The 18,342-nt window shown below is 52.9% G+C and carries 17 protein-coding genes and 1 other annotated feature; of the genes, 3 read left to right on the forward strand and 14 right to left on the reverse strand.

All coding sequences use genetic code 11. The features are described from left to right. Positions 1 to 69 precede the first annotated feature (69 nt). Positions 70 to 690, reverse strand: coding sequence for a genetic competence negative regulator (locus LBW89_RS17045; RefSeq protein ID WP_148451882.1), 621 nt, complete (start codon positions 688 to 690; stop codon positions 70 to 72). 188 nt (positions 691 to 878) lie between these two features. Beyond that, entirely contained in the window at positions 879 to 1,244 is a 366-nt protein-coding gene (locus LBW89_RS17050; RefSeq protein WP_148451881.1) for a hypothetical protein, read from the reverse strand. 96 nt (positions 1,245 to 1,340) lie between these two features. On the opposite strand from LBW89_RS17050, the gene LBW89_RS17055 reads away from it, so the two are divergent. Then, a complete protein-coding gene (locus LBW89_RS17055) occupies positions 1,341 to 2,225 on the forward strand; it encodes a polysaccharide deacetylase family protein (RefSeq protein ID WP_148451880.1) in 885 nt (294 codons plus the stop codon). 78 nt (positions 2,226 to 2,303) lie between these two features. Here LBW89_RS17055 and serS read toward each other — a convergent pair whose 3' ends face one another. The 3 genes from serS to LBW89_RS17070 all read right to left on the reverse strand — a co-directional run bounded on the left by serS (position 2,304) and on the right by LBW89_RS17070 (position 4,787). After that, on the reverse strand, positions 2,304 to 3,593 hold the full coding sequence (gene serS / locus LBW89_RS17060; protein WP_148451879.1) for a serine--tRNA ligase: 1,290 nt from the start codon (positions 3,591 to 3,593) through the stop codon (positions 2,304 to 2,306). Positions 3,594 to 3,831: 238 nt separating this feature from the next. Continuing rightward, on the reverse strand, positions 3,832 to 4,197 hold the full coding sequence (locus tag LBW89_RS17065) for a hypothetical protein (protein WP_148451878.1): 366 nt from the start codon (positions 4,195 to 4,197) through the stop codon (positions 3,832 to 3,834). Continuing rightward, positions 4,194 to 4,787 carry a CPBP family intramembrane glutamic endopeptidase gene (locus tag LBW89_RS17070; RefSeq protein WP_225039622.1) on the reverse strand — a complete coding sequence of 198 codons (594 nt, stop codon included), beginning with the start codon at positions 4,785 to 4,787 and terminating at the stop codon, positions 4,194 to 4,196. The genes LBW89_RS17065 and LBW89_RS17070 overlap by 4 nt, the downstream gene beginning before the upstream one ends. 101 nt (positions 4,788 to 4,888) lie before the next feature. Here LBW89_RS17070 and LBW89_RS17075 point away from each other — a divergent pair, with 101 nt between their 5' ends. Together LBW89_RS17075 and serA are read left to right on the forward strand one after the other, a co-directional pair. Further along, complete coding sequence (locus LBW89_RS17075) at positions 4,889 to 5,809, forward strand: hypothetical protein (protein ID WP_148451876.1); 921 nt, start codon at positions 4,889 to 4,891, stop codon at positions 5,807 to 5,809. Between the two features lie 153 nt (positions 5,810 to 5,962). Next, positions 5,963 to 6,200 (forward strand) — a binding site (T-box leader). A 213-nt stretch (positions 6,201 to 6,413) separates the two neighbouring features. Further along, positions 6,414 to 8,003, forward strand: coding sequence for a phosphoglycerate dehydrogenase (serA, locus tag LBW89_RS17080; RefSeq protein WP_148451875.1), 1,590 nt, complete (start codon positions 6,414 to 6,416; stop codon positions 8,001 to 8,003). Positions 8,004 to 8,094: 91 nt separating this feature from the next. Here serA and LBW89_RS17085 read toward each other — a convergent pair whose 3' ends face one another. The 9 genes from LBW89_RS17085 to LBW89_RS17125 all read right to left on the reverse strand — a co-directional run bounded on the left by LBW89_RS17085 (position 8,095) and on the right by LBW89_RS17125 (position 18,340). Beyond that, positions 8,095 to 9,555: an ATP-binding protein gene (locus LBW89_RS17085; protein WP_213504613.1), complete on the reverse strand. Its 1,461-nt coding sequence runs from the start codon at positions 9,553 to 9,555 to the stop codon at positions 8,095 to 8,097. Next, positions 9,556 to 10,272: a response regulator transcription factor gene (locus LBW89_RS17090; protein ID WP_148451873.1), complete on the reverse strand. Its 717-nt coding sequence runs from the start codon at positions 10,270 to 10,272 to the stop codon at positions 9,556 to 9,558. Between the two features lie 66 nt (positions 10,273 to 10,338). Continuing rightward, positions 10,339 to 11,601: a cytochrome c biogenesis protein CcsA gene (gene ccsA, locus LBW89_RS17095; protein WP_225039624.1), complete on the reverse strand. Its 1,263-nt coding sequence runs from the start codon at positions 11,599 to 11,601 to the stop codon at positions 10,339 to 10,341. Then, a complete protein-coding gene (locus LBW89_RS17100; protein WP_148451871.1) occupies positions 11,598 to 13,268 on the reverse strand; it encodes a cytochrome c biogenesis protein ResB in 1,671 nt (556 codons plus the stop codon). Before LBW89_RS17100 ends, ccsA begins: the two co-directional genes overlap by 4 nt. 23 nt (positions 13,269 to 13,291) lie before the next feature. Beyond that, positions 13,292 to 13,819, reverse strand: coding sequence for a peroxiredoxin family protein (locus tag LBW89_RS17105; RefSeq protein ID WP_148451870.1), 528 nt, complete (start codon positions 13,817 to 13,819; stop codon positions 13,292 to 13,294). 208 nt (positions 13,820 to 14,027) lie between these two features. Continuing rightward, entirely contained in the window at positions 14,028 to 15,032 is a 1,005-nt protein-coding gene (locus tag LBW89_RS17110) for a LacI family DNA-binding transcriptional regulator (RefSeq protein WP_148451869.1), read from the reverse strand. A gap of 128 nt (positions 15,033 to 15,160) precedes the next feature. Beyond that, positions 15,161 to 16,540, reverse strand: a complete 1,380-nt coding sequence (locus LBW89_RS17115; RefSeq protein ID WP_148451868.1) for an ABC transporter substrate-binding protein — start codon at positions 16,538 to 16,540, stop codon at positions 15,161 to 15,163. 55 nt (positions 16,541 to 16,595) lie between these two features. After that, positions 16,596 to 17,486, reverse strand: a complete 891-nt coding sequence (locus LBW89_RS17120) for a carbohydrate ABC transporter permease (protein WP_148451867.1) — start codon at positions 17,484 to 17,486, stop codon at positions 16,596 to 16,598. After that, positions 17,483 to 18,340 carry a carbohydrate ABC transporter permease gene (locus LBW89_RS17125; RefSeq protein WP_211373282.1) on the reverse strand — a complete coding sequence of 286 codons (858 nt, stop codon included), beginning with the start codon at positions 18,338 to 18,340 and terminating at the stop codon, positions 17,483 to 17,485. The genes LBW89_RS17120 and LBW89_RS17125 overlap by 4 nt, the downstream gene beginning before the upstream one ends. Between the last annotated feature and the right edge of the window lie 2 nt (positions 18,341 to 18,342).

Raw genomic sequence — 18,342 nt, forward strand, 5'->3', positions numbered from 1 at the left:
TATCCCCCCTTACCTTCCTCAATGACCGTCTTCTCTCCCGTGACTCGTTCACGCAAGAAACAGCTATCTTCAATCCTGACGTTTAAAATGGCTGCAGATGACGCCGATCGCGTTCTCCGCCATGATCACGTCTCCGTATTCGTCCAGCATGGCCGATGTTACGGAGGTAGCCTCGCCAAATTCGGCGAGAACGGCAATCAATGCCGGCACTTTCGTCTCGTCAAGCTCGTCAGGTTCCAGCCTCAGAACCCATTTCCCGTTATATTTATACAGTCTCCCGGCGTCGTCTAGCATAGGCCGGAGAACGTGAGCCGCTTCAATCAGCACCTCAAAATCATCGAAAGAGTAGAGAATCGTATCGCTCTGTTCCAGCGTCACTTCCATCTCGTACACTTCCTCGGGCAGTTCGTCTTCATAAGGCGAACTTGCTCCAAAATGATGGTGATCGTATTTGCCTCGTGTAACGATGACGACCATACCTTGAGCAGGAAGCGCGAACACTTCGACCGCCAAAGGACCCGTAGCATCAAAGCCCACTTCGTTGTAAGCCTGATCCATCATCTCCGTGAACAGATCGTGGACCTTCGGAATTTCCTGCCACATATCCTCTTTCTGAATACCGCGTTCGCTCAGATCGTCAAACGTGAGGAAAATCCGTATTTTATCCTGACCAAGTCTTTCAATCCTCATACAGGATCCTCCTCTCCATGCCTTGTTATAACAGATTATGAAACCTGCTGTAATATGTGCTGGAAATGGTTCTTTGTAAGTATGTTATCATTAATTTTCTCTAAATGCACGTAATAAAATAATCAAAAAAGAATCATTTTCCGCATTCCTCCAAAGGACGCGAAAAATGATTCTTAAGCGTGCCGAAATTAGATGCCGGGAATGGCCGAACGGGTTTCTTTGAGGATCGCCTCGACCTCGCGGCGGACATCGGCGTCCCCTTTAATGAAATCGGTGATCTGCTTCAGACTGTATTCTTTCGAATGACCCGCATCTGCCTTTGAAACCGAACTGGGATACACCTGGGCCGTGGGGTCGGCTCCATTTTTTCCCGAAACTGAATTCGAGGCTGCATGCGACGTTTTGTCATCGTTGTTCCCATCCTGGATCGCCGGCAGTTTAATCATGGATCCCGCTTCGCTAAGCATGGACATCCAACCGCCTTTTCGCCGGGATGCCAAGCCCGTCGCCACGGCGCCTAGGATAACGCCAAATAAAAACGAGGAAGATTTCACCTAAACAACCTCCTTAGATATGTTAAAATCAGTTGTAGTGTTCGCGCTTTACAACAAACTCATGCGGCTTAAATACAGGAAAGCGAGTTGATACGCTTGATCAGCAAGAAAGCGCTGCTCATCGCAGCCTTGTGTCTGTTGTTAAGCTCGTGTGCCCAGAAACAGGACGAACCTCCCCAAGCGGAGCAAACGACTCAGGCACAAACCGTTCCGGCAAACGCTCCATCCGCCGGCGACACGAGCGACAGTCAAACGGTGCAAGAAGAGACCCCGGCGCAAGCCGGCGATTCGGACAAGCCGAACGCCGAACCGACGAAGGATACGGAACTCCCGCCATTGCTTTATCATATCGATAAGGCCTACAATGTGAAGCCGAATGAAGACGGAACCGAGAAAAAAGTCGTATTGCTGACTTTCGACGACGGTCCAAAGGAGAAGGAAATGATCGAGGGATTGATCGATACGCTGGACAAACATCAGGCGAAGGCGATCTTTTTCGTGAACGGGTATCGTGTCAAGGCGCATCCGGAGCTTCTAACCCTGATTCACGAGCGGGGGCAGATTATCGGGAACCACAGCTGGGATCATATCGATCTGAAGAAAGAATCGGCGGCAAGCGCCCGCAAACAGGTGGAGGACGTTCAGGACATTGTGGAGAAAACGATCGGAGAGCGCCCGCGCTTTTTCCGGCCGCCGTTCGGCTCCGGAAACGACCGGCTTCATCAAATTGTCGAGGAGAACGACATGATCTATATGACCTGGTCAAACGGTTCCTTGGACTGGGATTCCAAAAACAAGAACAAACCGGAGGCGGTCATCCAGAATGTGCTTGACCAGCTTCATCCCGGCAGCAACATCCTTATGCACGAACTGCCGTGGACGGTGGAAGCCCTCGACGAACTGCTGACGAAGCTGGAGGCCAAGGGCTACGGTTTTGCGGATCCCCGCAGCATCGGAGACAAGCCGGTTGCCGGTCAGTAAACTTTGAGCCAAAGAAAGGAACATATCCAAAAAAGGGGCCGAACTGAAGCATGCCTTCAGTCGGCCCCTTTTTTAAGCTTATAAATTCGGCTTTAATATGTCCATCCCGGCCATATACTTGCGCAATGCCTGCGGGATGTGGATCGAACCGTCCTCCCGCTGGTGGTTCTCGAGTAAAGGAATCAGGATTCGCGGCGACGCGACGGCCGTATTGTTGAGGGTGTGGCAATATTCAAGCTTCCCCGCCTCGTTCCGGCAGCGAATGTTCGATCTGCGCGCTTGAAAGCCGTGCAAATTCGAAGACGAATGCGTCTCGCCGTATGCCCCACGGCTGGGCATCCAGGTTTCAATATCATACTGCTTGTACGTTTTCTGCGACATGTCCCCGGCACAGACCGCCATAACCCGATACGGAAGCTCCAGCAACTCCAGCAAGCGTTCCGCGTGCCGGGTAATTTCCTGGTGAAGCGATTCCGACACGGCGGGATCCGGTCGGCACACTACGACCATTTCCACCTTTGAGAATTGGTGAACCCGATACAACCCGCGGACATCCCGCCCCGCCGACCCTACTTCGTTACGGAAGCAAGTCGAGACCGCAGCCAGCTTGATCGGCTCGCTCACATCCACGATCTCATTTTGAAAAAACGAAATAAGCGGAACCTCCGAAGTGCCTGCGAGCCATAAATCTTCCCCATGGATTTGATAGGCCTGGTCTGCGCCCAGCGGAAAAAATCCCGTGTTCCACATTTGCTCCCCTCTCACAAGCATGGGGACCTCCACCGGCTGGAACCCAGCCTCCATCACCAGATCCAGAGCTAGCTGCTGAACCGCCCGATGAAGCATCACTCCAGGCCCTCGCAGAAAATAACTCCGGCTGCCGCCAACCTTGACCCCGCGTGGAATATCCAGCATGCCGTGCATAAGACCCAGCTCCACATGGTCGCGAGTTTGAAAGTCAAAACTTGGCGGCGCCCCATGTTTCCGGAGCTCCACATTATCCGCATCGCTGTCCCCCGGCGGCGTGTCGGGCGATGGCACGTTAGGGATGAGGCCCATCAGCCGGTCGAATTCCCGCTGGGCCTTATCCAGCGCCTTTTCGGTCTCCTTCAACGCCTCATTCCAGCGCCTGACCTGCATTTTCGAATGATCGACGCTCTCATTCAGCCGCTCCCCCGACCGAGAGGATTCCGCTATCATTTTCGTGCTCTCGTTTTTCCGCCGCCTCAAATCCTCCGCTTGCTTCAGCAGCTCTCGCCGCCGGTCGTCCCATAGCAGCAGCTCCGCGACCGAGACGCCGATTTTTTTGGCGTCCGCCGCCAATTGGACCGCTTCCCGGTGTTCGCGAATCCATCTTACATCCAACATACCCACACCGCCTCTTTTCCTTGAGATAAAAAGACAAAGAGCGCCCTCATCCTTGGGACGAGGAGCGCTCTGCTCGCGGTGCCACCCAACTTATTGCAGCAAGCCAAACACTGCAATCGCTTGGTTCCGCGATAACGGGCGGTCCGGTAAACTTGGAGATAACACGCTCTCCTGGCGAATACGCCTCCGAGTTGGATGCTCTTCATCGGCATAGTACGGATTTGAAATTTTTATCATTTTAACTAAAACCCAGCGGAAATGCAACCCCGCCGGAGAGACCGTACTTCTCCCCCCATGGGGAATCGCTCAGGCCCCACCATAGCAGGACGAGCAGGATAGCGACGAAAACATAAAGAAGCGTATTAAAAAACCATTTTGTCCACTTGACGCGCTGCGAGGGGTAGAGCTCCCTACGGGTCGGAAGCTTGCTCACCTCCACCTCGGCGGACTCCTCCCCGCCCGTGCGGGTAATTCTCCCGGGAGCAACCCCTCCGGTTAGCTCCGCCGGCATGGCCCGAGATGGCAGCGCACCGCCTTCCGCTATCGCGCTTTTTCCTTTGCGACTCCGTTTATGACGTTCCGATCTACTTAAACGTTCGTTCATGGTTCCCTCCGATATTTAATCACTAACCCAGAGATGAGGTCGATGAGAAAATGGCAAACGATCGGGGCCCAGAGGGTCCCTGTTTGTACATAGATATAGCCGAGACCGTAGCTGCTGGCAAAAACCCAGCCCGTCGGCAGCCAATGCCTCAAGTAACGGATATGGATGGCCGCGAAAAGCACGCTGGTCCAATACGGCCCGATTCCGTGCTGAATGGCGCCGCGAAACAACAGCTCCTCGCACACCGCTACGACCAGGGCGATCAGCACGATGTGCCAAACCGGCCGGGTCCTGAACAGCTTGTTGTTAATCCCGCCGTCATCCATCGCTTCCTCCATGATCAATTTGGAGAGCGCCAGATCGATTAGAAACATGGCGGCCGCCAGGCCTGCGCCCCAATATAGGAAATTTGGATCATTTGGAAAATTTAAGATGGGAAGCGGGTTTCTTTTCTGAAAAAAAAGGATGATTAAGCCGATAAATAAAGCAAGTCCCTGAGTAAAGTACAGGTTGATCAGCAGCAGTCGATCGTCGATCTGAGCCGGATCCACTTTTTGAATTTTTATGTTGCCGAATTTGAATTTTTTCATAGTTTATGTCAGACCCTGTCCTTTAGAATATGGTATGAAGATGCATCCGGCCTAGTCTTACAGACTCACGGACTAAAATATGGATAAGGAGCGTTCGTTCTATGAACAGTAAGAAATCATCGCGTTTTGAGGTCTGGTTTACCTTCGGATTCCTGTTTACGCTAATTGCGGCGTTCGGCACTTTCATGCTCGGGCTGAGCATGGGGATTACCCGGACGGAGGCCAAGTATTTAAATTATAAAGCCTCCGCCCTCGAATCGGAAACCGAGGCTTCCTACGGACAGCAGGATCTGGTCACTTTCTATTATGTCGTTTATCAACCCTATCAGCAATTTAAAGAAGAATACATAAGCATGGAAGATCGCCTGCAAAGAGCGGATTCCAAACTTGCGGCGGCCAAGATTTTAAAGGAGACGCAGAATTCCGCGCAAAACCAATACGGCCTGATCTCGGCCAATCCGATTTCAGGATCTTCGCCTCTGCTGAAGCAGGCCCAGAACGACATTTTAAAGAGCCTGAAACTGTTTGACGAAGGCATATCCCGAAACGTATCCTTCATGAGCGGCCAAGCCGGTCCCGAGCTTGCCAAGGCATTGTCCGGCGACGAATTCACGCAAAACGCCATGGATTACGGATTGAAAGCTCAAACCAAGTTCTACGCTTCGATTTTGAAATGGAGCGCCAAAACGGATCGGCAAATTCCGGATCAATACTCGTTCCAGGCCGACACGACAATCAAGCAATGGAAAACATACCCGCTCGCTCAGAAAAACAAGGCGGTATCGGACATCATGCAGAACAGCAGATTGTATGTAACTTATCATCCGCAGGATATGACGGCTAAAATCGACCAAATGATCGCTAGCGGCAAGGCTTCCGCCCTGAAACTAAATTCTGTGTCTTCCATTGTGAAAATCCTCACAGAAACGGAAGCCGTTCAAAGCAAAGAATTCAAAAAGTGGAGAGCGACGTATTATAAATCCGAGCTTCTGCCCGAGCTCCCTTTCTTTATGGAGAACTGAGCATACGCCTTCAGTCGGGAGTTTTCGACATACCTAAAATGATAACTAAAATGCCACCTCGATTCAAGGCCGTCAAGCCTTCGACTGCTCGGGTTCCGAAAGAGTATTGACACGTTCTTACGCAGCATGATACATTATGAAAAATTAGATCTGCAAAACACGTTGAAGGAAAAGAAGTCGTCCGAAAGCTCTCAGAGAGCCGGTGGTGCTGCAAACCGGTAGCGGAAAGACAACTTTAGCGATCCTGAGTCACTGCGTTGAACCTCTTGCGACAAGTCAGTAGGCGCAGTCGGATGAACTCCGTTATCATTCCGTCATTTCGACACTGAGGCTGTGACCTGTAAAGGCGCGGCGAATTAGGGTGGTACCACGAACAACTCTCGTCCCTTACTACGGCAGTAGTATGCGGTTCGGGAGTTTTTTTATCATCTGTTTTCGGGTAGGCTTGAAATGGCGGATTTGGCCGACCTCCGCTCTTTGACGCACTATAACGGTAGTGGAGAAAAGTGTTCATGTTTGCGAGTGCTTTCGAAGGGGATCCGTCAGGCATGATCTCTCTTCGAACAGCAATCCTATATAAACAAATACTTAGGAGGAAGAAATCATGTTTAAAGTGTTAGTATCGGATCCGATCAGTGACATGGGAATCCAACAGCTGATGGACGCCAGCGACGTCGTCGTAGACAAAAAGACGGGACTCAACGAAGATGAGCTGGTTCAAATCATTCCCGAGTACGACGCTCTGCTCGTTCGCAGCCAGACGAAAGTGACCGAGAAGATTATGGAAGCCGGCAAGAACCTGAAGGTCATCGGACGAGCCGGTGTGGGCGTCGACAACATTAACTTGGAGGCCGCCACGAAGCGCGGGATTGTCGTTATCAACGCGCCGGACGGCAACACCATTACGACCTGCGAGCATGCTTTCGCGATGATGATGGCCCTCGCCCGCCATATCCCGCAAGCCTACGCCAAGACGATTCAAGGCACTTGGGACCGTAAATTCCTCGGGGTTGAGCTGCGCAACAAAACATTGGGCGTGCTCGGTATGGGCCGGATCGGCAGCGAGGTCGCCAAACGCGCCAAAGCGTTCGGTATGGATATTCTCGGCTATGATCCGTTCTTGACCGAGGAGCGCGCCGAGAAACTCGGCATCAAGCTCGCGACGGTGGATGATATCGTGCGGAACGCCGACTTCATTACGGTGCATACCCCGCTCACTCCGGAGACGAAACATATGATTTCGCGTCCGCAATTTGAAGTGATGAAGAAAGGCATGCGGATCATCAACTGTGCGCGCGGCGGCGTGGTTGACGAGATGGCGCTTGTCGAGGCGATCGATCAAGGAATCGTGGCCGGTGCCGCTTTTGACGTATTCGAGAAAGAACCGCCCGAAGCGGATCACCCGTTCCTGCATAACCCGAAAATTATCGTGACCCCGCATTTGGGCGCTTCCACGGTCGAAGCCCAGGAAAATGTGGCCATCGACGTTTCGGAGCAGGTGCTGCATATCCTGCGCAACGAACCGTTCAAAAACGCCGTCAATATGCCGCCGGTCGCTCCTAGCGTCATGAATAAACTGCAGCCGTACTTCGAACTCGGCGAGAAACTCGGCGCATTTGCCGCTCAACTGAACAATGAGGCGGTTCAGGAAATTCATGTGGATTACGCCGGCGACCTGGCCGAGGTCGATACTCAGCCGCTGACCCGCTATATTATTAAAGGGGTGCTGTCCCGCCATTTCGGCAGCGACGTCAACACCGTTAACTCGCTGCATTTGGCCAAGGTCCGCGACGTGAACGTCGTCGTATCCCAGGCTTCGGCCACCAAAGGGTTCACGAACCTGATCAGCGTCTCCCTGAAAACCCAGGACGGGGCGGAACGCCGTGTAGCCGGGACGTTGCTGAACGGTTACGGCGCCCGGATCGTACAGATCGACAAGTTCCCGGTGGACATCGCTCCCGAAGGCCATCTGATCTTCATCTCGCATAACGACAAACCCGGCATCATCGGCAGCGTCGGCACGCTGCTCGGCAAGAACGACGTCAATATCGCCGCGATGCAGGTCGGACGCAAAATCGTCGGCGGCGAAGCGATCATGGTCCTCACCGTCGATAAGGAAACGCCTAAGGAAGTCCTCGGCGAATTGACGAAATTGCCGGAGATCAATAAGGCGCAGCAAATCGCTTTCGCGTAAAAATTCAATCCGATATGTTTCACGTTGAACAAGATTAATCTTCCGGGTTCAACAAAAAAACACCCTTTTCTTAAAGGGTGTTTTTACATTTTTATCTTTCCTGCGGTTTCTCGACAGGAAGAAGCAGATGAAATACCGTACCTTTGCCGAGCTCGCTTTCGGCATATATGGTTCCGCCGTGAGCGTCCACAATATTTTTCACGATGGACAGACCAAGCCCCGTTCCGCCACTTTCGCCGCGCACCCGAGCTTTATCGGCTTTATAAAACCGCTCGAAGACGAAGGGTAAATCGTCCGCCGGGATGCCTACACCGCTGTCCCTTACGCTGACATGAAGCGCGGGTCCTTCCCGCCGCGCCTCCCTATGTGCGCCGATCACGATTTCCCCGCCATCCGGCGTATGCCGAAACGCGTTATCCAGCAGGTTCGTCAGCACTTGCTCCAATCGATCTTCATTCGCATGAGCCAAGAGCAGGCCGCTCTCCCCCAGTTCGAGCCGCAAGGCGATTTCATGGTCCTTCGCCCGTACCAGAAATTTGCGGTATACCCTTTCGGCCAGTTCCCGGAAATCCACATCGCGCATCGGCATGTCGGTATGGCCGGCTTCCATGCGCGCCAGGTCCAGCAGGTCGCGGACCAACCTCCCCATCCGCAGCGACTCGTCATGGATGACCTGCACCAGTTCGGCGCTCTCCTCGGGGGATGTCGCCATCCCGTCCAGCAGCGCCTCGCTGTATCCCTGCATCATCGACAACGGCGTGCGAATTTCATGGGACACGTTGGCTACGAAATCCCGCCGCATTTTCTCCAGCCGGACCTCCTCGGTGACGTCCCTCAGCACCGCCACGGCCCCGCGGATCTCTCCGTCGGAGGTCAGCGGCGCCATATGCACGGACCACACGCCCTTCTTGACGTGGATGTTCATACTCTGGTCGCCTTCCTGCGCCAAAATCCGGTGGAACATCTCCATTAACGGTCGGGGCACCTTGGAAGCGTTCCCCGAATCGGACGGGGACGAAGGGCTTCCCTTTGCCGGATCGCCTTCCTCCTCCGGCAAATCCCCCCACATCTGCAGCATGCGGTCCCCGGGGGGATTGGTCAGGATGACATAGCCGTTTCCGTCCAGTGTGATCACCGCGTCATTCATGCTGCGAAGCACGCTCGAGAGATGCTCCTTCTCGTGGTTCAAGCTGCGGATCGTCCTTTCCAGTTCCTCGGCCATATGATTGAACGTGTTGGAGAGCACGCCGATTTCATCGCTCGTGCGCAGCGACAACCGGGTATCGTACTTTCCTTTCCGGACCGAATCGGCCGCCTGGATCAGCCGCTGCATCGGCTGGGTTATTTTCGTAAACAGAAACAAGGCAAAGAACGTAGTCAGAGAGAACCCGATCATCCCTACGATGACGAACAGCTGTTTGACCGCTCCGGGGTTCGTGAAATTGGTGTCGATATACGGGAGCAGAAACAAGCCCATGGAGAGCAGGATAAACGCAACCAGACAAATGATCGTAATCCATAGTTTACCGACGAGCGTTCTCCAGAAGCGCACTTATTTCGCGACCTCCAATTTATACCCCACGCCCCACACCGTCGTAATCATAGCCGCGGATTCGGGAGAAACCTTGTTCAGCTTTTCACGAAGACGCTTGACATGCGTATCGACCGTGCGCAGGTCGCCGAAGAACTCGTAATTCCAGACATCCTTCAACAGCTCCTCCCGGGAAAACACTTTATCCGGGGATACCGCCAAATAATGCAAAAGTTCATATTCCTTCGGCGTGAGACTGACTTCGTGGCCGCTGGCCGTTACCCGGTGGGCGTCGTGCTCGATAACCAGATGCGGAAACACGATGTTGTTGCTGGTCCCGCTTTCCTTGGTCAAATAGGCGGTTGCCGAAGCGCGGCGCATAATCGCCTTGACGCGGTAAATCACTTCGCGCGGGCTGAACGGCTTTACCACGTAATCGTCGGCGCCGACTTCAAACCCTTGAACGCGGTTGATTTCCTCCCCCTTGGCCGTCAGCATCAGAACCGGCGTGGATTTCACCTGCCGCAGCCGATTGCAGACCTCCACGCCATCGATGCCCGGCAGCATGACATCGAGAAGAATCAGGCCGTAATCATTGGCCGTCGCTTTTTTCAGCGCCGTTTCGCCGTCTTCGGCTTCATCGATTTCATAACCTTCTTTTTCCAAATACATCTTAAGCAAGCGGCGAATCCGCTCTTCATCGTCGACTACCAGGATGCGATTTTCTTGATCTGACATGGACAACAACCCCTATTCATCATCTTACATTTCAGCTTAACGGCCTAACTTCGAAGTTAGGCCGGTTCAGTCCGTTCCCGCATAGGAATGAAGACCGGCAATAATAAGGTTTACGCCGACCAGCGTAAACATAACGACAAGAAACCCGAGAACGGCAAGCCAAGAAGCCTTCTTGCCCTGAAACCCGCGGGATAACCGAAGGTGCAGGTACGCGCTGTAATACAGCCACGTGATCAAAGCCCAAACCTCCTTGGGGTCCCAGCCCCAAAACCGCCCCCAAGCCTGCTGTGCCCAAATCATGGCAAAGACCAGCGCCCCCAGCGTGAAGATCGGGAAACCGATCGCGATAGCCCGATAGCTGATCTCGTCGAGATCGTCCGGGTCAATTCCTCTCACCGTAGGAGCCAGCAACTGACCGAGCGGCCGGCGCAAAATCAACCTTAACAGAGCATAAATCACTATACCTGATAATATCGACCACAACACCGTGTTAAATTTACGTCCCGCATTCACGCCCTTCATCCAGGACGGAGCTTCAAATAAGGCATGATCCATCCCCAGGAAAGGCTGGACGGATTCAATCGTGCTGTTATGAGGAGCCACGATAGGCGGCAAATTGTACACTTCTTTACCTATTGTACTATCTTCCTCTACTTGGCTGTCAATATTTGTCGTATTTTGAGTGAAAACCGCCTCGTATCCGGCAGCCCGGAACGAGTATACAGAGACAATGAAGCCCACTACTATAATAATAGAAAAAAGCGTAAATTCAACCCATCTTTTTTGCCGGCGGGCACTTTTGTCATGGCTGCCAAAGTCGACGGTGCGCAGCAAATACATCAGTCCCGCGGCGAAACCGACAGCGAAGAACGATTCGCCCGTCGCCGCCAAAGTGACGTGAATGTATAGCCAAATGGACCTCAGCGACGGGATCAAAGGCTGAACTTCCTGCGGAAACACCGCCGCGTACGCCATCACGAGGATCGCGACCGGCAGCGCGAACATGCCGAGCAATATTTTCCGGTAGATGAGGAATACAACCGTAAAAGCGATCATGATCATCATGGACAAGAAGGTCATGAATTCGTACATGTTGCTGACCGGAATATGGCCGCTGTAGGCCCAGCGGGTTCCGCAATAGATCAAGTGGGCCAGAAGTCCGAGCGACGAGGTCGCGAACGAAATCCGCCCCCATTTGCGTTCATGCTGCTTGGGATCCCGGTTTTTCCACGTTTTTCCGGTGACCGCGATTACGTAAAAGATAAAAGAAAGACAATAAAGATAAAAGGCAGTTACAAACGCCAGCCTGCTGATCTCCAAAAAATTCATGACCGATTCCCTCCGTTTTCCAAGTCCTTCTCATCCACATCCACGTCCATCGTTTTCAGGAACGCGGCTACTTCCCGGCGCAGGCCGAACCAATTCTTCGACGTATGCGCCCCGAGCGTCAGTACACCGTCATCGATGCGCAGCCAGATCCGGCGGTGATGCCAGTAAAATCCCATAACCAGACCGATCATCACAATGCCGAGACCCAACCATACGAACGGCATCGCGCGGTCGACGCGAATGTTCAGATAACTGGAAGACTCGATAAAATCGACATCCTCCATCCCGAGGACATCCAGCGCAAGTTTGTTCTGAAGTCCGCCCAGCTTCTCGTTAATGGCATCCTGTTGAAACCGCTCTTTGTCTATGACTTTAGGAAAATAAATATATTGGACCCCTTCTTGCGGCAAATCGGGGCCTTTCACCAGAAACAAAAAAGCCGGGGCGTTCGGATTGTTCGATATGGAGACCGGCTGCCCTTTTTCATTGAGGGAAAAGTCCATAAACTTGTTCTTCAGTTCAAGCGTGTAAGGCCCGAGTTCGTATTTCAACTGCGGGTCGGTCATGTCCAATTGGAACTTGCCGTACTGTTTCCCCGTTTTTACATCGACCAGAACGGGTTTGACGGACCGAAGCTTCGGCGTAAGATCGAAATCGAACTGGTAGGCTTTAAAGCCCTGGTAATTCAGCGGATCATTCACGCGAATGGCATGCCGTTTGACTTCCGTGAGCACCGGCTCTTTAGAAGGGTCGTCGCAATTCGCCGTACATTTGTAAAGCACCGCTTTAGTCTCAAACAGCTTGGGAACGACTTTACCGGTTTCCCGGAATTCCTTGGACATTTCCTCTTCCGTATAGTATTCCACCGTAAACTTCTCATTTTTAAGATACAAATTCGTATCGGGAATTTTGGTAATCTCGCCTTCGGGGAACCAGTAATGCTTGTCAAGATGCAGTCCCGGAAGACCGCGGAACAGCACGGCCAGCAGGAAGACGATCAGTCCGATATGAATGACGTAAGGCCCCCAGCGGCTGAACCGCTGCTTCTCCGCCAGCAGCGCATCGCCGTCCGTATGCACCCGGTACCCTTTTTTCTTCAACGGCGCGATCGCCCGCTGCGTCCAGGCTGCACCGTTCTCCGAAACCGGTCCCTGGTAAACCACCTTTTGGCGCGTAAGGAACTGCATATGCTTTTTGATCTTCTGCTTTGAAAGCGCTTTGTAAAGCGGCAACACCCGGTCCAGACTGCAAATGACCAGGGAAGCCCCGATCATGACGAGCAGCGTGACGAACCACCAGGACTCATACGTATGGGACAGGCCCAGCTTGTAATAAAGGTCCCCGATCGTCCCGTATTTTTCTTTATAAAACGTTGAGGGATCGAAACTGACGAAATTGCTCTCCTGTTCGAAAATCGTTCCGAATATGGCCCCGATCAAGGTAAATATAATCAGATATACCGCAACTTTCACCGAGGAGAAGAAATTCCAAACTTTATCGATCCAATTCGGGTTGGCCCGCTGCGATCGCCGGGCGGCCCCGTCATATCTCATTTCGAGCAGCTCGGTGGAATCGCCGTTATCTTCCAATGGTTTCCCGCACGCCTCGCAGAGAACGGTTCCGACCCGGTTCTGATGACCGCACTCGCACTTCGTGTTTTTTATCATGGCTACTTCGCCCCCTATCGTCGTTAAGGATTAACCAGTTGCTTGATTTGGTCGTCCAGCGTCTCCAAATCCAGCTCCCCTTCGCGGATAGAGGCGATCCTGCCCTTCTTGTTCACAAAAAAGGTCGTCGGCATCGGCACTACGCCGTAATTGCGGACCGCGTCGTTCTCGAAATCGTGCAGGATCGGAAAATCGATGCCCAATTGTTCAGTAAAATTCCGTACGGTCATCTCATCCTCCCCGGTGTTGATTCCGAGCACAACAACCCCTTGATCGCGCCATTTCTCCCACTGCGCTTGCAGGGCAGGCATTTCGTTGACACAATAGGTACACCAAGTCGCCCAAAAGTTGAGGACCACGGCTTGCCCTTTGTACTCCTCCAGCGTATGTACCTTGCCGTCCAGCCCAAGCAGCTTTACGGCAGGAGGCTTGTCTCCCGGTTCCGGCTTGCCGGTGCCCCCGCCGAATACGGCCGAACTGATGGCATATCCCCCGAGAATGACGATGAAAACCAATATAATGATTTGAACAGGCCGTCTAGCCTTCCCCATGAAACAACTCTCCTCTGTGATGATTATCATAATCATTGACGAAAAAGTGAACATCCTATGAACATTATAGCTAAAAGGAGTACCTTTTCCGCCGGGGAAATTTTGAATATTATGTGACCTTCTCATTATATAATAAAATCGCATAGCTGCAATTCAAAAGGCCGCTCCATCGGCGGCCTCCCAGCTTGACACGATTTAACGAGAACGCTCACCGTTCTCTATGGCTTATTCCGACCGTCGACTCCCGGACGATGAGTTCCGGGTCAATCCTCTGCACCGCGCTTCTTTTGTTTTTCCCCTCGATGCGTTTCAGCAGCATCTCGGCGGCCGCCAGGCCGATTTTGTCGGCAGGCTGGCGAACGGTCGTCATCTGGGGGTGCAGCTGCGACGCGATGTATTGGTCGTCATATCCCACCACCGCGACCTGGTCGGGAACCCGGACTCCCGCTTCCATCAGCGCGTTCACGACGCCCAAGGCGATATTGTCATCGCCCGCAAAAACAGCACTCGGCAGCTTCCCTTGTTCCAACCATCGCTTGCCGGTCTCATATCCGAAGGCGATTTCAAAATCCCCGTTAACGATTTCAAAAGGGGCGATTCCCCTTTCCTCAAGAGCCTGAAGAAAGCCCGCACGCCTTTCCCGGGTGCTTCGGAACGTTTCGTTGCCGCACAAGTGGGCGATGGAAGTGTGACCGAGTTCCAGCAGATGTGCTGCTGCGGCGTACCCCCCCTTCAGATTGTTGATCGTTACGGAAAAAGCGTCGTTCTCCGGCTTCTGGTTATCGATCAGGACGTAAGGGATCCCCCGCCGCTTCATTTCAACTATATAGCTGTCCTCTTCCATCGGTGAGAGAAGGATCAGACCGTCAACCCGGTCTTCCTGGATCAGGTAGTGGCTTCCGTCGCTGCCGAGTCCGTCGGACACCGAGATCGCCAGAAAATACCCGTGCATGGCCAACACTTCATTCATTTCTTTTACGATGGCATCGAAAAAAGAATCTTGCAGCGTTGTGACGATCAAGCCGATGATCCCCGTCTTGCCGCGGGCAAGACTTCTCGCGGCGGCATTCGGGCGATAATCCAGCTCCCGGATGGCTTCCAGCACCTTTTGTCGATTCTTTTCCCGGACCGTTTCCGCCCCGTTCAGCACACGCGATACCGTGACTACGGAAAGTCCGGACTTTTTGGCCACGTCAAAAATGCTAACTTTCATTCCCATTTCTCCTTGCGGCATCAGATTCCGACCCAGGGTCTACCCCCAGTATACATTGCCAACAGATCTTCCGCTAACCCCGCTCTCAAAAAAGCCGCCCTTCCGGGCGGCTCGTTTTGCTCCATGAACTACCTGTTCAGGATTTCCGTTACTTTCTTCTGTATGACCGGCATCACTTCCTCCACGGTTTTGTGCCCGGTTTCGATCGGCTGCATCTCATTTATAAACATATCGTTGATTTGGGAGTAATGAACGACGAGATGGTTATACGATTCAAAGCCATACTTTGTCGATCCTTCAATCACCTTTTTGACATCCTCCGGCTCGATCCCTTCAAAATGCTTATAATACGCTTCGGCCGCCTTTGTATTCACGGGCGGGTTGCCGCCGCTGAGCTCGATCGACTTCTCCTGGATTTCGTCGGTCAGCAAATATTTGATCCACTCAAACGCTTCCTTCGGATGCTTCGAATCTTTCAGGATCATCAGCGGATCGACAAACAGGTTGCTGCGAACCTTGTCGTTCCCGCCCCAAGGTACGGCCGCCACGCCGACCTTAAACGGAAAGTCGTTGGAGCCGGCGAGAATCCAGGAGCCCCCAACCGTCATGCCGATTTTGCCGGCCACAAACGGGTCCCCGTTCTGCCCCGCGACGCTCTTGCTCCACTCGGAAGTCGGCGACACCTTCTCTTTGAAGATCAGGTCGAAGAGTTTATTGTAGGCGGCGATCACTTCCGGAGAATCAAAATACGTCTCCGACGGCACCCCGCCGTTCGTCCATGTATCCTTCGAGTAAGGCTCGGCTCCAAAATACAGCGGTTTCATGTCGCGTTCCGACCAAGCGAAATCCACCCCGTATTGGGTCTTGGCGATATCGTCGGATACCACGGTCATTTGTTTGGCATACTCCACCATCTTGTCGAACGTCCAGCTTTTGTCCTCATAATCGCTCGGCGGGTACGGCAAACCGGCCGCATCAAACATGTCCTTGTTGTACATCATCAAAGTTACGTAGATATTGACCGGTATACCGTAGGTTTGCTCGTTCACTTTATAGATTTCCATCAGTTCCTTGGGAATGCTGTACGTTGCGGCGTCAAACCCGTCTTCCTTCATCAGGTCGGTCAAATCAAGCAGCATGCCTTTGTTGTAATATTCCGCGAAACCGCCGTAGCCGTAGTGGCTCGTCACATCGGGCGAATTTCCGCCGGCGATCAGCGTCTGCAGTTTGCTGTCGAACTGCTCGTAAGGCGCTTTCTCCACTTTCACCTTGATATTGGGATGCTGCTTTTCAAATTCAGGGACAAGCTGCTCGATAAACGTACGATCCGGGGAATCGATCGTGTAATGCGTGATGGTCACTTGACCGCCTCCGCCGGAATCCGTTTCACCGCCGCCGGGGGCCGTATCCGCCGCCGACTTTCCGCCGGCGCAGCCAGACAAGGCCATCGCCGCTACCAGGATCAATATCATTCCAACAATACCTTTTCGCCTTCTCCGAATGTTCATGTTCAAATCCTCCTCATTGAATATGATTTTGATGGACTCGCTCCCCCAAGCTATACTACGACTTAATGCCGGTGAGAACGATCCCCTCCACAAACTGCTTCTGGGCTACGGCAAACAAAGTGACGATCGGAACCATCGCCAGAACGGACGCGACCATCAGTAAATGCCAAGGCGGAATCCGAAATCTCGACGATGTTAACGACGACATACCGATCGGAAGCGTAAAATGCTCGGACGAGCTCAAGTAGAGCACCGGGGTCAGCAGATCATTCCAGCTATAGATAAAAGCGAATATCGCCACCGTAGCCAAAGCGGGCCCGGAGAGCGGCAACGCGATCTTGTACCAGATCCGCAGTTCGCTGCACCCGTCCATCCGTCCCGCGTCAAACAAATCATCGGGCAGGGTCAGGAAAAATTGGCGCAGTAAAAAGATGTTATACGCGGACCCGAAAAACGCGGGTACGATCAGCGGCAAAAAAGTATCGATCCACTGCAGCTTGGAAAACAGGATGAACTGCGGCACCATGATCGCCGGATAAGGCAGCATCATCGTGCTGAGCAGCAGCATAAACCAGATGTTGTTGCCCCGACCCCGATATCTCGCAAACCCGTAAGCCACCAGCGCCGAGGAGATCAACGTTCCGAGTACGCTCATCGCGGCGACGATGAGGCTGTTTTTATACAACGTGCCGAATTGCAGCGTATCGAAAATCTCGAGGTAGTTCCCAAAACTCCAGGTTTCCGGTATAAAAGTCGGCGGGAATTTCAACATCTCCCGGCTCGATTTCAGCGACGTGGAAACCATAAAAAACAGGGGAAGCAGCATCGTAAAAGTCGTCGCCAGCAAAAGCAGAAAACTGACGATTTTCACCGTATCCGGTTTGCGCGCACCCGGGGTTTCAAACGATGGGCGCCCGCGTTCCGCGGCCGTTCGAACCGTGCTCATCTTCGGCCACCTCCCTCATAATGAACGAAGCGGTTGGACAGCTTCATAATCAAGGCGGTACAAAGCATAACCGCGATCAATAGTACCCAGGCAAGCGCCGAGGAGTAGCCGGCGCGATATTCTTTGAATGCGCTGGTGTACAGGTTGTAGACGTAAAACCAGGTGGAGTAATTCGGCCCGCCCTGCGTCATTACGTAGGCCTGTGTGAAGACCTGGAACGAATCGATGATGCCCATGATGAGTTGGAACAGCAAAACCGGGGAGATCATGGGCAAGACGACGTGCACAAAAATTTTGAACCTTCCCGCCCCATCGAGTCTGGCCGCCTCCACCAAACTGGACGGCACGCCCTGAAGTCCGGCAAGGAACAGAATCATTCCGGACCCGGCTGTCCAAAACGTCATAATAATCAGCGCGTACAAAGCGGTATCCGGGTCCATCAGCCAGGCCGGACCTCTGATTCCAAACCAGGACAGCATGTAATTGAACAGACCGATTTGCGGATTGAAAATCCAATACCACAATAATGACATCGCAACCCCCGACACCATGCTCGGGAAATACATCGCCGTTCTGAAAAATCCGCGCAGCGGAATTTTCTGGTTCAGCAGCAGCGCAAACCCGAGCGCGAGCAAAAGCTGGACGGGAACGCTGATAAAAGTGAACTTCAGGGTTACCCGAACGGATTGCCAGAAGAGTTCATTTTGGAACATCTCCCGGTAATTCGCCAATCCGATAAACTCGGGGGGATGAATGATGTCATAGTCCGTAAAGCTGAAATAAAGCGACGACAAAATCGGGTAAAGCGCAAAAACAAGGAAGCCGATGATCCAAGGTGAAATAAACAAGTACATGT

The organism is Paenibacillus sp. alder61 (genome assembly GCF_020179875.1).
Taxonomy (GTDB): Bacteria; Bacillota; Bacilli; order Paenibacillales; family Paenibacillaceae; genus Fontibacillus; species Fontibacillus faecis.

What these genes read in the sequence shown, in the direction of transcription:
- LBW89_RS17045 (WP_148451882.1), bottom strand. Translation starts at nt 690, where the DNA reads ATGAGGATTGAAAGACTTGGTCAGGATAAAATACGGATTTTCCTCACG.
- serS (WP_148451879.1), bottom strand. Translation starts at nt 3,593, where the DNA reads ATGTTGGATGTAAGATGGATTCGCGAACACCGGGAAGCGGTCCAATTG.
- LBW89_RS17065 (WP_148451878.1), bottom strand. Translation starts at nt 4,197, where the DNA reads ATGAACGAACGTTTAAGTAGATCGGAACGTCATAAACGGAGTCGCAAA.
- LBW89_RS17070 (WP_225039622.1), bottom strand. Translation starts at nt 4,787, where the DNA reads ATGAAAAAATTCAAATTCGGCAACATAAAAATTCAAAAAGTGGATCCG.
- LBW89_RS17075 (WP_148451876.1), top strand. Translation starts at nt 4,889, where the DNA reads ATGAACAGTAAGAAATCATCGCGTTTTGAGGTCTGGTTTACCTTCGGA.
- serA (WP_148451875.1), top strand. Translation starts at nt 6,414, where the DNA reads ATGTTTAAAGTGTTAGTATCGGATCCGATCAGTGACATGGGAATCCAA.
- LBW89_RS17090 (WP_148451873.1), bottom strand. Translation starts at nt 10,272, where the DNA reads ATGTCAGATCAAGAAAATCGCATCCTGGTAGTCGACGATGAAGAGCGG.
- ccsA (WP_225039624.1), bottom strand. Translation starts at nt 11,601, where the DNA reads ATGAATTTTTTGGAGATCAGCAGGCTGGCGTTTGTAACTGCCTTTTAT.
- LBW89_RS17100 (WP_148451871.1), bottom strand. Translation starts at nt 13,268, where the DNA reads ATGATAAAAAACACGAAGTGCGAGTGCGGTCATCAGAACCGGGTCGGA.
- LBW89_RS17105 (WP_148451870.1), bottom strand. Translation starts at nt 13,819, where the DNA reads ATGGGGAAGGCTAGACGGCCTGTTCAAATCATTATATTGGTTTTCATC.
- LBW89_RS17110 (WP_148451869.1), bottom strand. Translation starts at nt 15,032, where the DNA reads ATGAAAGTTAGCATTTTTGACGTGGCCAAAAAGTCCGGACTTTCCGTA.
- LBW89_RS17115 (WP_148451868.1), bottom strand. Translation starts at nt 16,540, where the DNA reads ATGAACATTCGGAGAAGGCGAAAAGGTATTGTTGGAATGATATTGATC.
- LBW89_RS17120 (WP_148451867.1), bottom strand. Translation starts at nt 17,486, where the DNA reads ATGAGCACGGTTCGAACGGCCGCGGAACGCGGGCGCCCATCGTTTGAA.
- LBW89_RS17125 (WP_211373282.1), bottom strand. Translation starts at nt 18,340, where the DNA reads ATGTACTTGTTTATTTCACCTTGGATCATCGGCTTCCTTGTTTTTGCG.